Source organism: Amycolatopsis lurida (genome assembly GCF_900105055.1).
Classification (GTDB): domain Bacteria; phylum Actinomycetota; class Actinomycetes; order Mycobacteriales; family Pseudonocardiaceae; genus Amycolatopsis; species Amycolatopsis lurida.
Genome location: NZ_FNTA01000004.1, coordinates 6,807,345 through 6,821,920, shown reverse-complemented (window position 1 = coordinate 6,821,920; position 14,576 = coordinate 6,807,345). Strand labels below are relative to the sequence as shown.

General features: G+C 68.1%; 10 protein-coding genes. 6 read left to right on the top strand and 4 right to left on the bottom strand.

What is annotated here, in order from left to right:
* Positions 1-359: 359 nt before the first annotated feature.
* The 3 genes from BLW75_RS37375 to BLW75_RS37365 form a co-directional block, all read right to left on the bottom strand.
* Positions 360-1,832, bottom strand: a complete 1,473-nt coding sequence (locus BLW75_RS37375; RefSeq protein WP_034311171.1) for an MFS transporter — start codon at positions 1,830-1,832, stop codon at positions 360-362.
* The gene (gene dnaE, locus BLW75_RS37370) at positions 1,832-5,416 is read right to left on the bottom strand and encodes a DNA polymerase III subunit alpha (protein ID WP_034311169.1); all 3,585 of its coding nucleotides are present in this window, start codon (positions 5,414-5,416) and stop codon (positions 1,832-1,834) included. Before dnaE ends, BLW75_RS37375 begins: the two co-directional genes overlap by 1 nt.
* 202 nt (positions 5,417-5,618) lie before the next feature.
* Positions 5,619-6,614, bottom strand: coding sequence for a plasmid pRiA4b ORF-3 family protein (locus BLW75_RS37365; RefSeq protein ID WP_034311167.1), 996 nt, complete (start codon positions 6,612-6,614; stop codon positions 5,619-5,621).
* Positions 6,615-6,835: 221 nt separating this feature from the next.
* Here BLW75_RS37365 and BLW75_RS37360 point away from each other — a divergent pair, with 221 nt between their 5' ends.
* From BLW75_RS37360 to BLW75_RS37335, 6 genes are all read left to right on the top strand, one after another.
* A complete protein-coding gene (locus tag BLW75_RS37360; protein WP_034311165.1) occupies positions 6,836-7,237 on the top strand; it encodes a nitroreductase/quinone reductase family protein in 402 nt (133 codons plus the stop codon).
* A gap of 335 nt (positions 7,238-7,572) precedes the next feature.
* Entirely contained in the window at positions 7,573-8,244 is a 672-nt protein-coding gene (locus BLW75_RS37355) for a FadR/GntR family transcriptional regulator (protein ID WP_034311162.1), read from the top strand.
* 4 nt (positions 8,245-8,248) lie between these two features.
* The gene (locus tag BLW75_RS37350; RefSeq protein ID WP_034311160.1) at positions 8,249-9,691 is read left to right on the top strand and encodes an amino acid permease; all 1,443 of its coding nucleotides are present in this window, start codon (positions 8,249-8,251) and stop codon (positions 9,689-9,691) included.
* A complete protein-coding gene (locus tag BLW75_RS37345; RefSeq protein WP_034311158.1) occupies positions 9,688-10,641 on the top strand; it encodes an asparaginase in 954 nt (317 codons plus the stop codon). The genes BLW75_RS37350 and BLW75_RS37345 overlap by 4 nt, the downstream gene beginning before the upstream one ends.
* A gap of 10 nt (positions 10,642-10,651) precedes the next feature.
* The gene (aspA, locus tag BLW75_RS37340; protein WP_034311156.1) at positions 10,652-12,040 is read left to right on the top strand and encodes an aspartate ammonia-lyase; all 1,389 of its coding nucleotides are present in this window, start codon (positions 10,652-10,654) and stop codon (positions 12,038-12,040) included.
* Positions 12,041-12,195: 155 nt separating this feature from the next.
* Positions 12,196-13,818 carry a CocE/NonD family hydrolase gene (locus tag BLW75_RS37335; RefSeq protein WP_034311154.1) on the top strand — a complete coding sequence of 541 codons (1,623 nt, stop codon included), beginning with the start codon at positions 12,196-12,198 and terminating at the stop codon, positions 13,816-13,818.
* On the opposite strand, the gene BLW75_RS37330 is transcribed toward BLW75_RS37335, so the two are convergent.
* Complete coding sequence (locus BLW75_RS37330) at positions 13,815-14,576, bottom strand: metallophosphoesterase (RefSeq protein WP_034311153.1); 762 nt, start codon at positions 14,574-14,576, stop codon at positions 13,815-13,817. The genes BLW75_RS37335 and BLW75_RS37330 overlap by 4 nt on opposite strands.

Here is a 14,576-nt window from a genome sequence, read left to right as displayed (position 1 = left end):
ACCTCCCCAGGCGACCCCGCGCGAACCCACCCGCGCGAATGCCTCACCGGAACTCGGCCCGCCAGTGGTGTTGAGCCGGCCGCCGCCGAACGGTCCCCCGCGGACGCCGACGGCTGTCCACCGGTTCGTGACCGCGGGTGTCCATTCCTGGGAACTCCGGACTCACCACGATCGCTCCCGCCGATCGATCCATCCCCGATCGATCGACAGAAATACCACTGTCGGTAGCCAAGTCACAGCGGTGAAGGCTCCGTTAGGTGTACCCGGTTGCTCTGAGTAGCACCAGAGGATGACCGCCTCAGTCACTCGGATGGAGCATCCGATCTTGCCGAAAGTAGTCACCTGCACGTGCGGGAGACTCAGCCGCGTTGACTGTCGGCGGCAGTCCGCTCGGCTCCCTCTCGCTCGGTGAGCAAACGCCGCTTCCGGCGAGCGCGAAGCTCGATCACGGCGAGTAAAAGCGCCGAGCTCGTCAGGACGGCGGCGCACAGCATCGCCGCGGTCAGCGCCGCCGGGTAGCCACCGTTCGCCCCGAGTACCGCGTGGAAGACCGAGGCCAGCACGACCGTGCCGATCGCGGTGCCGATCCGCTGTCCGGTCTGCAACGCTCCTCCGGCCACACCGGCCATCGACGTCGGGACGCATTCCAGGGTCAACGTGGTGTTGGGCGAGATGACCATGCCGCCACCGACACCCGCGACGAGCAACGGCAGCGCGAACCACCATCCCGCCGCGTCGCCGGGGTCCTGACCGGCGAGAACGGCGACGGTGACCATCCCGGCGATCACCATCACCAGCCCGGTGACGGTGAGCTTGCGGCCCCACTTCGGCACCAGCCGTCCCGCGATCGCCGCCGACACGGCCGAGCCGAGGGCGAAGGAGGTGACGGCGAGCCCGGACTGCAGTGGCGTGTAGCCGAGGCCTTGCTGGAAGAAGATGGCGAAGACCAGCCACATCCCGGTGAACCCGCTGAAGTACAGCGCGCCGACGGCCGCGCCCGTCGCGTAGCCCGGGGTTCCGGTGAACAGGCGGGTGTCCAGCAGCGGCGAACGGCCGCGCCGCACCATCGAACGCTCCCAGCGAACGAAGGCGAAACCGAAGACCACCGCGACGAGGAACAGCCACCACAGGCTGCTGAGCCCGCCCTGTTCGGATTCGATCAGCGGAAGCAGGACACCGAGCACGGCGACACCCAGCAGCATGATGCCGACGAAATCGATCTCGCCCCGCAGGCTTCTCGCCGGCGTCTCCGGTTTCGGCAGCCATCTCAGGGCCAGCGCGAACGCGAGGATCCCGATGGGCACGTTCACGTAGAAGACCCAGCGCCAGCCTTCCGGGTCACCGAAGACGGCGAGGATCACGCCGCCGAGCACCGGCCCGACGGCGGTCGAAATTCCGACGGTGGCGCCGAACATGCCGAACGCGCGGCCTCGTTCCGCGCCGCGGAACAGGTCCTGGATCATCCCGCTGTTCTGCGGCGTCATCATGCCCGAGGCGAATCCCTGCAGGAGCCGCGCGATGATCAGCGTCGTCTCGTTCGGTGCCGCGCCGGCGAACGCGCTGGTCAGCACGAACGCGGCGAGCGCGAACAGGAACATGCGCCGGCGGCCGAGCGCGTCGCCGAGCCTGCCACCGGACACCAGCACCAGCCCGAACGCCAGCGCGTAACCCGAAACGACCCATTGGATCCCGCCGCTCGACGCGCCGAGGTCCTTCTGGATCGAGGGCAGCGCCGTGTTGACGATGCTGACGTCGAGCAGCCCCATGAACCCGGCGGCGAGGGAGACGGCGAGCGCCTTCCAGCGCCGCGGGTCGGGTTCGTAGGCGCTCATCAGGTGCTGGCGGCGATCCCGGGGATGCCCTTGAGCTCACCGATCAGCATCGACGTCACCTTGACCGGATAGTCGTAGAGCGCGAAGACCGTCTGGTTCTTGCCGACCAGCTTGAGGTGCACCGGCGTCTCGCCCTTGTGCGCCAGCAGGGTCTGCTTCAGTTCGCTGACCACCGACTGGTCGATCTTCTCCGCCGCGGCCAGCAGCACCAGCGGCAGATCCTCGTCGCCGTTGCCGACCTCGGACAGGTCGAGCGGCACGAGCCCGCCGCCGAAGATGGACATCTTGTCCTCGCGCCAGTTCACCCGGCCCTTGACCAGCACCGCGTTGTCCTCGATGAGGTCGGCGGAGAACATCGCGTACGACTTCGGGAAGTACAGCACCTCGAGTGAGGCGTCCATGTCCTCGATGGTGCAGATCGCCCAGGGCTCGCCCTTCTTGTTGACCCGGCGTTCCAGCGAGGTGATCAGCCCGGAGACGACCAGCTCACCTTCCTTCGGCGGGTCGGCGAGGATCGCCGCGATCGGCCGCGGCGCGTGTTTGCGCAGGATGCGTTCGGCGCCGTCCAGCGGATGCGCCGAGACGTAGAGGCCGAGCATCTCCCGTTCGTAGGCCAGGAGTTGCTTGCGCGGGTACTCCTCTTCGCCGAACTTCAGATGCGCGAGCGGCGAAGAGGACACCGAAGCTTCGGCGTCGTCGTCCCCGCCGAAACCGAAGAGGTCGAACTGGCCCATCGCCTCCTGGCGCTTGAGCGGGACCACGGCCTCGACCGCGTCCTCGTGCACCTGGATCATCGAGAGCCGCGTGTTGCCGAGCGAGTCGAACCCGCCCGCCTTGATCAGCGATTCGATGACCCGCTTGTTGCAGGCCACCAGCTCCGACTTGTCGAGGAAATCGGTGAAGGAGGAGTACTTTCCCTTCTCCTCGCGGGTCTTGATGATCGACTCGACGACGTTCGCGCCGACGTTGCGGACGGCACCCATGCCGAAGCGGATGTCCTCCCCGACGGCCGCGAACCTCAGCGCCGACTCGTTGACGTCCGGCGGGAGCACCTTGATCCCGAGGCGGCGGCATTCCGAGAGGTAGACCGCGGACTTGTCCTTGTTGTCACCGACCGAGGTGAGCAGCGCGGCCATGTACTCCGGCGTGAAGTTCGCCTTGAGGTACGCGGTCCAGTAGGAGATCAGGCCATACGCGGCCGCGTGACTCTTGTTGAACGCGTAGCCGGCGAACGGGAGGATCGTGTCCCAGAGCGCCTTGATCGCCTCGGACGAGAACCCGCCGGGGAGGAGGTCGCTCGACTTCATCCCGGCCTCGAAGCCCTCGAACTCCTTCTCGAGGACTTCCTGCTTCTTCTTGCCCATCGCCCGGCGGAGCACGTCCGCGCGACCCATCGAGTAACCGGCCACCTTCTGGCCGATGTGCATGATCTGCTCCTGATAGACGATCAGGCCGTAGGTGTCGGCCAGGATCTCCTTCAGGGGCTCGTCGAGCTCGGGGTGGATCGGCTTGACCTTCTGCCGCCCGTTCTTGCGGTCGGCGTAGTCGTTGTGCGCGTTCATGCCCATCGGGCCGGGGCGGTACAGCGCGCCCACCGCCACGATGTCGTCGAACTGGGTCGGCTGCATGCGGCGCAGCAGGTCACGCATCGGCCCGCCGTCCAGCTGGAACACGCCGAGCGTGTCACCGCGGGACAGCAGTTCGTAGGTCGCCTTGTCGTCGACGCCGAGGGTGTCGAGGTCGATGTCGATCCCGCGGTTGGTCTTGATGTTGTCGATCGCGTCACCGATGACGGTGAGGTTCCGCAGGCCGAGGAAGTCCATCTTCAGCAGGCCGATGGCCTCGCACGACGGGTAGTCCCAGCCGGTGATGATCGAACCGTCGTCACGCTGCCACAGCGGGATGGCGTCGGTCAGCGGGTCGCACGACATGATGACCGCGCAGGCGTGGACGCCGGCGTTGCGGATCAGGCCTTCGAGACCACGCGCGGTCTCGAAGATCGTCTTGCACTCTTCGTCGGTCTCGACGAGGGCGCGGACCTCGGCCGCTTCGCCGTAGCGCTCGTGCTTCGAGTCGACGATGCCCGAGAGCGGGATGTCCTTCGCCATGATCGGCGGCGGGAGCGCCTTCGAAATCCGGTCCGCGATCGCGTACCCCGGCTGGCCGAAGTGGACGCGGGCGGAGTCCTTGATGGCCGCCTTGGTCTTAATGGTGCCGAAGGTGATGACCTGCGCGACCTTGTCGACGCCGTACTTCTCGGTGGCGTAGCGGATCATCTCGCCGCGACGGCGGTCGTCGAAGTCGATGTCGATATCGGGCATCGAGACGCGCTCGGGGTTCAGGAACCGCTCGAACAGCAGCTTCTGCGGGATCGGGTCCAGGTTGGTGATACCGAGGACGTACGCGACCAGCGAGCCGGCGGCGGAACCACGGCCGGGGCCGACGCGGATGCCGACCTTACGGGCGTAGTTGATGAGGTCGGCCACGATGAGGAAGTAGGCGGGGAAGCCCTTCCCGATGATGACGTCGAGTTCGATCTCGATGCGCTCGTTGTAGTACGGGTCCGGGACGCCGTCCGGGTACCGCCACTTGAGACCGCGCGCGACCTCTTCCCGCAGCCAGGTGCCCTGGTCGTAGCCCTCGGGGACCTCGAAGAAGGGCAACCGGTCCTTGTGCGTGTACACGTCCTTGTAGGACTCGACGCGCTCGGCGATCAGCAGCGTCGAGTCGGCGGCGCCGGGGACCTCCTTGTCCCAGTACTCCCGCATGTCGGCGGCCGACTTCAGGTAGTAGCCGTCACCGTCGAACTTGAACCGGTTCGGGTCGTTCAGCGTCTTGCCCGCCTGCACGCACAGCAGCGCGGAGTGGGTGTCGGCCTGGTCCTTGGTGACGTAGTGCGAGTCGTTGGTGGCCAGCGGCTTGAGGTCGAGCAGCTTGCCGATCTCGAGCAGGCCTTCACGGACCGAGCGCTCGATCGGCAGCCCGTGGTCCATCAGCTCGAGGAAGAAGTTGTCGGCGCCGAAGATGTCCTTGTAGTCCGAAGCGGCCTGGATCGCTTCGGTGCGCTGCCCCAGCCGCAGCCGCGTCTGCACCTCGCCCGAGGGGCAGCCGGTGGTCGCGATGATGCCGTGGTGGTTCTCCGCGATCAGCTCGCGGTCCATCCGGGGCTTGCGGTAGTAGCCCTGCATGCTCGCGAGCGAGGAGAGCTTGAACAGGTTGCGCAGCCCGGTGGAGTTCTCGGCGAGCATCGTCATGTGGGTGTAGGCACCACCACCGGAGACGTCACCGCCCTCACCGAACTCGTCGGCGCCACGCTGGTTCGACTGCCCCCAGAAGACCGGCTTCTTGTGGAACCGGCTCTCCGGCGCGACGTAGGCCTCGATGCCGATGATCGGCTTGAGGTCATGTTTGACCGCCTGCTGGTAGAACTCGTCCGCGCCGTACATGTTGCCGTGGTCGGTCATCCCGACCGCGGGCATGCCCAGCCGCGCCGCCTCCTTGAACAAGGGGGCGATCTTCGCCGCACCGTCGAGCATCGAGTACTCGGTGTGCACATGCAGGTGGACGAAGGAATCGTTCGACACCAGCGAAAACCTCCCCTAGGCAGACGGATCCCTGGCTGCTTGACGCGGGCCGGTCCTCCCACCTTATGCGCCGGAGGATCTCGACGCCCGGGCGGGATGGCACCCCGGCGAGGGCCAGTCTCCACCTCCGGCCCGCCACCGCCAAGCACCGACGCGGTGCGGTTCGCGATGACCTCGGTTACCCCCCGAACGGGGCGCCGGATCAGCTCGGCCGGGCCAGCCGCTCGTTGACCACCTCCCTGTCGAACCACTCCGGATCGAACCCGAATCCGCCGAGCTCTTCGAGCAGTTCCTCGTTCTCTTCGCCGTCCGGATCGCGCAGTGCCTCCAGCAACATCTCGTAACTCCGCTCGTCTTCGCATTCCGGCGGAGGGGCGGCGCGTTCACCGTCGAGGCAGCTCGGGGCTCCGGGGAGGGAGACCCGCCGCTCGACGCGGATCCAATGCCGCCAGCTCTCCGCCTCGTAGACGAACCGGTGGCCTGGCGAGCTGACGACCTGGCCGAGTGTCACTTCGTCGTCGAAGCGGTCGCCTTCGCAGCTCTGCGCGTCGACGCTGAAACCTCCGTACGCGGTCTCGAACCGGTGATACTCCTGTTCGTCCCGGTCGAACGCGGCCGCGAGGATGCGGTGCAGGCCGGCGAGGGTGACATCGGAGCGGACTTCGAGCCGTCGCCAGATCGCGTCGTCCGGCTCGGCCAGGGCGACCGCCAGCCAGAGCCCGGTGACCGGCGCGGGCGGGGGCAGGACGAGCGGCAGCGGATCGGCCGACGGTATACGCGGCAGCGGATCGTAGTCGGGAAGACCGAGCCACCGGCGCAGCTGGGCCGCACGCTCCGGCAGATCGGGCCTGGGATCTCTCCCCAACTTCAAGAGGTCGGGGATCGTCTCCCGAATCCAGGCGGCGCTGTCCGCCCTGACGATCAACGCCGCTTCGACCTGGCTTCGGAACTCCTCAGGGCTCAGCGGTGCCTCGGTCACCTCGAAGCCGCCGCGAAGCACCGCGAGGGCGGCCTCGGGTTGGGGATGGAGCTCGATCACATCGACCTCGCGACCGTTGACCACCACCTCGACACCCACCGAGCGTTTGCCGGCGGCCAGCGTGGCGGCCAGGACGACCAGGTCCTGATCCACCTGGCCTTGGACGACACAGCCCGAAAGCTCGATCGGCCCGTGGAGCAGCTTCGGCCAGCGCTCCACTCTGGCCACGTCCAGGGGCGGACATGGCAGGCGGGAGCGCCGGCTCTTCGGTCGTTTGGCGGGCTTGCGGCCGCGGCTGACGGGGGACACGGGAGCAGTATCGCCACCGGCACCGACAGTTTCGGCGCCATGAGCAGCGCTGATCGGAAAATGCTTGCCGACCTGGGCGTGGATGTGCAGACTGGCCAGCCGCCAAGATCAACCGAACGCCCGGAGAGTTGATGATCGACCTGCAGGCCATGAACGAGCGCGTGATCGCGGAATTCCGCGCGAACGGCCGCCACGGCGACGGTCTCCCGACCTTGCTGCTCACCACCACCGGCGCCCGCACCGGGCGACGGCACGTGACGCCGATGCTGTTCCTGGCCGACGACGACCGCTACGTCGTCTTCGCCGCCAACGGTGGCGCGCCCGGGCATCCGGACTGGTACCGCAACCTGGTCGCGGAGCCGTCGGTCGATGTCGAGGCCGACGGAGAGGCCTTCACCGCGCACGCGGTCGAGATCACCGGAGCGGCTCGGGACCGTTTGTTCGCGAAGCAGGCGAAGGCGTTCCCGCGGTTGGCCGAGCACCAGTCGAAGACCACGCGGCCGTTCCCGGTGGTCGCGCTCCACCGCGTGTGACGTTCGCGGGATCGCGAACGTCGAGTCCGTGAAGGGCCTCCTTGAGGGACTCTGGGTCCCTCAAGGGAGGCCTTCACGGCACCGCAGACCGAACCGCCGCCGACCTTGTGACACTGGCCACTCGCGCTCGGGGATCCGGTGCCCTCAGGGAACTCCGTGCCCGCGAAGGTGCCCTGTACGGGTTCCTTTTACCTCGCCGAAGCGCGCCTCGCAGGCTGGATCGAGGCGCTCGGCTGGTCCCTTGACAAAGCGTTGGGCCGACCGCACGATCTCGTCCCATGAACCTGTCTGACAGCCAGACAGCCGGACACGGTGGTCCACGACGCGTCAGCGCGATGGAGGCCGTTCTGGCCCACCTCCGCGGTGCCATCGAGCGCGGCGAGTACCCCGTCGGCGAGAAACTGCCGTCGGAATCCGCGCTCGGCAAGGAATTCGAGGTCAGTCGTTCGGTCGTCCGCGAAGCGTTGCGGGGGCTGCAGGCACTCGGGCTCACCGTGTCCAAAACGGGCAAAGGGACCTTCGTGACCGCCACCGGGCCGGTCGAGAACCCCACCTTCGGGACCTACTCGGCCCGCGACCTGTTCGAGGTACGGCGGCACGTCGAGATCCCCGTCGCCGGTTACGCGGCCTTGCGCCGCAGCACCGACGACCTGGACCTGCTCGGTCACCTCGTCGAGCGGATGGATCTCGAAACCGACAACACCGCGTGGGTGGCGCTGGACTCGCTGTTCCACATCACCATCGCCCAGGCCTCGGGCAACCCGGTGTTCGGCAAGGTCATCGAAGAGATCCGGGACGCGCTGGCCCGGCAGTCGTCCTTTCTCAACCAATTGGGGGACCGTCGGACCCGCTCGAACACCGAGCACCGTGAGATCGTCACCGCCATCGCCGCCGGCTCCGAAGCCGACGCCGTCGCGGCGATGACCTCCCATCTCGAACACGTCGAGTACGCGCTCACCACCATCGTGCGGCCGGGCCACACGACGCAGCAGGACAAGGACGACTGACATCGTGACCGAACAGACCCTCAGCGCGGACGACAGCAAATCCGCGCCGGTGCTCGCCGACGCCGGAGACGCCGGCTACGACAAGGCGCTGAAACCCCGCCACGTCAACATGATCGCGATCGGCGGCGCCATCGGGACCGGCCTGTTCCTCGGCGCGGGCGGCAGGCTCGCGCAGGCGGGCCCGGCACTCGCGATCGTGTACGCGGTCTGCGGCCTTTTCGCGTTCTTCGTGGTGCGCTCGCTCGGCGAACTCATCCTGTACCGCCCCTCCTCCGGCGCCTTCGTCTCGTACGCCCGGGAATTCATGGGTGAGAAGGGCGCCTTCGTCGCGGGCTGGATGCACTTCCTGAACTGGTCGACGACCGGTATCGCGGATATCACCGCGATCGCGCTGTACGCGCATTTCTGGTCGTTCTTCACCCCGATCCCGCAATGGGTGCTGGCGCTCATCGCGCTCGCGGTGGTGCTGGCGCTGAACATGGTTTCGGTGAAACTGTTCGGCGAGATGGAGTTCTGGTTCGCCATCATCAAGGTCGCCGCGCTGGTGACCTTCATGGGGATCGGGATCTTCCTGCTGGTCACGCAGCAGCCGATCGACGGCACCACGCCGGGCTTCTCGCTGATCTCCGACCACGGCGGGATCTTCCCCGCGGGTCTGCTGCCGATGGTGCTGATCGTCCAAGGTGTCGTGTTCGCCTACGCCTCGGTCGAGCTGGTCGGCGTCGCCGCCGGCGAGACGGAGAACCCGCGCAAGATCATGCCGAAGGCGATCAATTCCATCATGTGGCGGATCGGGATCTTCTACGTCGGCTCGGTCGTCCTGCTGGCGATGCTGATGCCGTGGGACTCCTACTCAAAGAACGAGAGCCCGTTCGTCACCGTGCTCTCGCATATCGGGGTGCCGCAGGCGGGCAACGTCATGAACCTGGTGGTGCTGACGGCGGCCCTGTCCAGCCTCAACTCGGGCCTCTACTCCACCGGCCGCATCCTGCGGTCGATGTCGCTGGCCGGATCCGCACCGAAGTTCACCGGTGTGATGAACAAGAACCACGTGCCCTACGGCGGGATCCTGCTCACCTCCGCGGTCTGCGTGGTCGGTGTCGGCCTGAACGCCGTCGTGCCGAGCCAGGCCTTCGAGATCGTGCTGAACTTCGCCGCCATCGGCATCCTCGGCACCTGGGCGATCATCGTGCTCTCGCATCTGCTGTTCGTCCGCAAGGCCAAGCTCGGCGAGGTCGAGCGGCCGTCGTACCGGCTGCCCTTCTCCCCCTACACCGAAATCGCGACGCTGATCTTCCTCGTCGCCGTCGTGGTGCTGATGGGCTTCGACGAGGTCGGCCGGATCACCCTGTACTGCCTGCCGGTCATCGGGCTCGCGCTGGTGGCGGGCTGGTTCGGGGTCCGCAAGCGGATCAACATGGACGTGTTCGAAAAGACGAAGCTGTGATCCCCGAGATCCGCGTTCCCGCGCACGAACCGCTGGTGCACCTCCTCCGCGACGGAATGGTCGAGGGGGTGCACCACGGTTCGGCCGTGGTGCTCGCTCCCGACGGCCGCGTGCTGTTCGCCGCGGGCGACATCGAGGCGGCGTTCTATCCGCGTTCGGCGGCGAAACCCTTGCAGGCCACGGCGATGGCGCGGCTCGGGGTCGACCTGAGCCCCGCCGGGTTCGCCGTCGCGGCGGCCAGCCACTCCGGCGAGGAGATCCACCTGGCCGAGGTGTGCCGGACGCTCGACGGCGCCGGGCTCGCCACGGAGGATCTGCGGACGCCGGACGATCTGCCGTTCGACCCGGTCGAGCGCGACGCGTGGGTCGCTTCGGGGCGGACGGCTTCGCGGGTGGCGCACAACTGCTCCGGCAAGCACGCCGCCATGCTCGCCACCTGCCGCCTGCACGGATGGTCCACAAAGGACTATCTGGATCCCGGGCATCCGCTGCAGCGCGCGATCGCGGAGTGCGTCGAAGACCTGACCGGGCAACGCATCCCGAAGGTGGCCGTCGACGGCTGCGGCGCTCCCCTGTTCGCGGTCTCCCTGCGCGGGCTCGCCCGCGCGGCCGGCAAGATCGCCGCGTCGGCGCCGGGAACACCCGAAGGCCTTGTCGCCGAAGGGATCCGGAAGCATCCGGAACTGGTCGCCGGCACCCGTCGCGACGTCACCGCGCTCATGCGCGCGGTGCCCGGCCTGATCGCCAAGGACGGTTTCGAAGCCGTCCAGGTCGCCGCTCTCCCGGACGGGACGGCGATCGCGATCAAGATCGCCGACGGTGGCGACCGCGCGCGGCGGCCGGTGCTCGCCGCCACGCTCGCGCTGTGCGGTGTCGATCCGGACGTGCTGGAACCCACTCCCGGCCTGCGCGTGACCGGCGCGCTGGCCGAACTCGACCTCGCTGCCTGAGGAGCCTTCGATGCACCGCGTGGAACACGATCTGCTCGGGGACAAGGAAGTCCCCGCCGACGCCTATTGGGGTGTGCACACCGCGCGCGCCAGGGAGAACTTCCCCATCACCGGCACCACGATCTCCGCGTACCCGCATCTGATCGAGGCGCTCGCCTCGGTCAAGGAGGCCGCCGCCCACGCCAACGCCGACCTGGGGTTGCTGGAGCCGGACGTCGCCGACGCCATCCGCCGGGCGTGCCGCGAGATCCGCGAAGGCGCGCTGCACGACCAGTTCGTCGTCGACGTCATCCAGGGCGGAGCGGGCACCTCGACGAACATGAACGCCAACGAGGTGATCGCGAACCGCGCGCTCGAACTGCTCGGGCACGAGAAGGGCGACTACGCCCGCGTCCACCCGAACGAGCACGTGAACCTCGGGCAGTCGACCAACGACGCGTACCCGACCGCGGTCAACGTCGCGACGATCATCGCCGTCCGTGAACTGGCCGAGGCGATGGTCGTGCTGGAACAGGCTTTCGCGGCCAAGGCCGTCGAGTTCCGCGAGCTGCTGAAGATGGGCCGGACGCAGTTGCAGGACGCCGTCCCGATGACGCTGGGGCAGGAATTCGGCACCTACGCGGTCATGCTCGGCGAAGACCGGCTTCGGCTCACCGAAGCGGTGACGCTGCTGCACGAGATCAACCTCGGCGCGACCGCGATCGGTACCGGGCTCAACGCCGCGCCCGGGTACGCCGAAGCAGCGGTCGCGCATCTGCGCGAGATCACCGGCCTGCCCGTCGTTTCCGCTGCGGACCTCATCGAAGCGACACAGGACTGCGGCGCCTTCGTGCACCTTTCCGGCGTGCTCAAGCGGATCGCGGTGAAACTCTCCAAGAGCTGCAACGATCTGCGGCTGCTTTCATCCGGGCCGAGGGCGGGGCTCAACGAGATCAACCTGCCGCCGGTGCAGGCCGGGTCGTCGATCATGCCCGGCAAGATCAACCCGGTGATCCCCGAGGTGGTCAACCAGGTCGCGTTCGAGGTCATCGGCAACGACGTCGCCGTCACGATGGCGGCCGAGGCCGGGCAGCTGCAGCTCAACGCGTTCGAGCCGCTGATCCTGCACTCGCTTTCGGAGAGCATCACGCATCTGCGGTCGGCGTGCCTCGTGCTGGCGGAGCGATGCGTCTCCGGGATCACCGCGAACGCGGACGTGATGCGGGGCTACGTCGAGAATTCGATCGGACTGGTGACCGCGCTGAACCCGAAGATCGGGTACGCGGCGGCGACCGAGATCGCCAAAGAGGCGCTCCTGACCGGGCGCGGGGTGGCGGAACTCGTCGTCGAGAAGGGGCTTCTGCCCGCCGAGGAGCTGGCGAAGCTGCTGAAGCCGGAGACGCTCGCCCGGCTTTCCTGAGACCCGCGGGGCGGTACCGGGCGGTCCGCCCCGCGCCAGGAAAGCGTCCTTCATCGTGGATTCGCGATGAAGGACGCTTTCCTTCCAGGCGGGTGCGGAGCCACGCGAGTACGGTCGCAAGCGAAGGTGATCCTCCGCACGGAAGGGCGGCCAGCGTGCTCGACCGACTTCTCGACCGGTACCTCGGGCTCCCGCCCGCCGAAGGCCCCCGCCCCTCGGTGACCAAGGCGATCCCCGTCCCGATGCCCGACGGTGTCCGGCTGCTGGCGGATCGCTACGCCGTCCCGGGTGACGAACCGCGGCCGGTGGTGCTGATCCGGACGCCGTACGGCCGCAAGGGCCTGATGGGCAGGATCTTCGGCGAGACGTTCGCGCGGCACGGATTGCAGACGGTCCTCCAGAGCACGCGGGGGACCTTCGGCTCCGGCGGCGAGTTCCGGCCGTTCCATCTGGAGAAGGAGGACGGCCTCGCCACCGTCGCGTGGCTGCGCGAGCAGCCATGGTGTGACGGCCGGGTCGCGATGGCGGGCGCGAGCTACCTCGGCCACACGCAGTGGGCCGTCGCGCCGTACCTCGACGAGCCGCTCGAAGCGCTGTGTCTCGGCGTCACCGCTTCGGAGTTCGTGTCGACCTTCTATCCCGGCGGGATCCTCGCCGTCGACAACATGGTCTCGTGGTCGGCGCTGATCGGCCGCCAGGAGGGCCGGTTCGCCGGCCTGCCCAATCCCTGGCAGACGAACAAGACCCGTCGCGCCATGGCCTATCTGCCGGTTTCCGGGGCCGATGTGGCGGCCATCGGCAAGCAGGTGCGGTTCCTGCAGGACGTCTCCGCGCACGCCGAACCCGGCGACGACTTCTGGGCGCCGTCGGATCACAGCGCCGAGGTCGCCGCGCTGCGGACCCCGGTGTCCATGGTGACCGGCTGGTACGACCTGTTCATCTCCGCCCAGCTGCGCGACTTCAAGGAACTCGCCGCGGCCGGACGCGCACCGCGGATCACCATCGGACCCTGGGCGCACGGCGAGCCCGCGAGCCTGAAAACCCTGATCACCGACCAGATCGGCTTCCTCTCCGCCCATCTCCTCGGCGACCGCGCGCCGCTGAGGCAGTCGCCCGTGCGCCTGTATCTCCAGGGTTCCGGGCGGTGGCTCGACTTCGAAAGCTGGCCGCCGGAGTCCGGCGCCACCCCGTACTTCCTGCGTCCCGGCGGGCTTTCCACCGCGGGACCCGTCGAGTCGAAGCCGGGAACGTTCACCTTCGATCCGGCCGATCCGACGCCGACCGTCGGTGGCCCGCTGCTGTCGGGCGTGCAGAAACAGCAGGACAACAAGGACGTCGAGGCGCGGCCGGACGTACTGCTCTTCACCGGTGACGTGCTGAAGCGCGAACTTGACGTCATCGGCGAGATCTCCGCTCTGGTGCACGTCCGGACCGACATCGGGCACGGCGACGTCTTCGTCCGGTTGTGCGATGTGGACCGACGTGGTGTCTCGCGCAACGTCACCGACGGGATCCTCCGTCTTCGGCCCGGTCAGCCGGAGTCCGATGTGGATGGTGTGGTCGCCGCCGAGATCCTCCTCGACCCGACGGCGTACCGGTTCCGGCGCGGGCACCGTCTGCGGGTGCAGGTCGCGGGCGGCGCGTTCCCGCGCTTCGCCCGCAACCACGGCACCGGCGAGCCGGTTTTCAGCGCGGTGGACGGGAAGCCCGCGCGGTTCGAGATCTTCCACGACCCCGTTCACCCGTCCCGGATCACGCTGCCGGTGTCGGAGGGTTAAGCCGGGACGACCCGCTGGTGCGTGGTCAGCCTGCCGTCGTCGTGCAATACGTGAAACAGCAGCGACGGCGGCAGGTCGTAGTCGATCGGTCCACCCTCGCCCCAGGACCGCAGCCCGTCGCGCTCCCACGGGAACAGGATGCTCGACCCGACCGACGGCGCCGACCGCAGCGGCACTCCCGCGAACGTCGTCGATGCCGCGGCGTGGACGTGCCCGCAGAGCAGGGCGACCACGCGCGGATGACGCGCGAGCACCTCGGCCAGCCTGTCCTCACCGTACTGGCGCATCGCGTCCACCAGCGGCAACCCCAGCGCGACCGGCGGGTGGTGGAAGGCGATGAAGGCCGGGCCGTCACCTTCGCCGAGCACGCCGTCCAGCCAGGCCATGGTCTCGTCGTCGAACCGCCCGTCGGGTTTGCCGGGGATGGTCGAATCGGCCATGACGAAGGTGACGTCGCCGACGGTGTGCGCCGCGTTGACCGGGGAGTCGCCCGGCGCCTGACCGAGCAGCCCTTCGCGGAACGGGCCGCGCTTGTCGTGGTTTCCGGGGCAGACGAAGAGCGGGACGTCGGTTTTGAAGAGCTCGGCCGCGCGCCGGTATTCCTCCAGGGTGCCGTGGTCGGTGATGTCACCGGTCACCAGGATCGCGTCGGCCGGTGTCTCCAGGTTTTCCAGGTACCGCATGACCCGTGCGGTGCGTTCGTCGGCGCGCTCCCCGCCGTCGAGATGGTTGTCGCTCAGATGTGCGGTCACGAACAT

What these genes read in the sequence shown, in the direction of transcription:
- BLW75_RS37375 (WP_034311171.1), bottom strand. Translation starts at nt 1,832, where the DNA reads ATGAGCGCCTACGAACCCGACCCGCGGCGCTGGAAGGCGCTCGCCGTC.
- BLW75_RS37360 (WP_034311165.1), top strand. Translation starts at nt 6,836, where the DNA reads ATGATCGACCTGCAGGCCATGAACGAGCGCGTGATCGCGGAATTCCGC.
- BLW75_RS37355 (WP_034311162.1), top strand. Translation starts at nt 7,573, where the DNA reads ATGGAGGCCGTTCTGGCCCACCTCCGCGGTGCCATCGAGCGCGGCGAG.
- aspA (WP_034311156.1), top strand. Translation starts at nt 10,652, where the DNA reads ATGCACCGCGTGGAACACGATCTGCTCGGGGACAAGGAAGTCCCCGCC.
- BLW75_RS37330 (WP_034311153.1), bottom strand. Translation starts at nt 14,576, where the DNA reads ATGTTCGTGACCGCACATCTGAGCGACAACCATCTCGACGGCGGGGAG.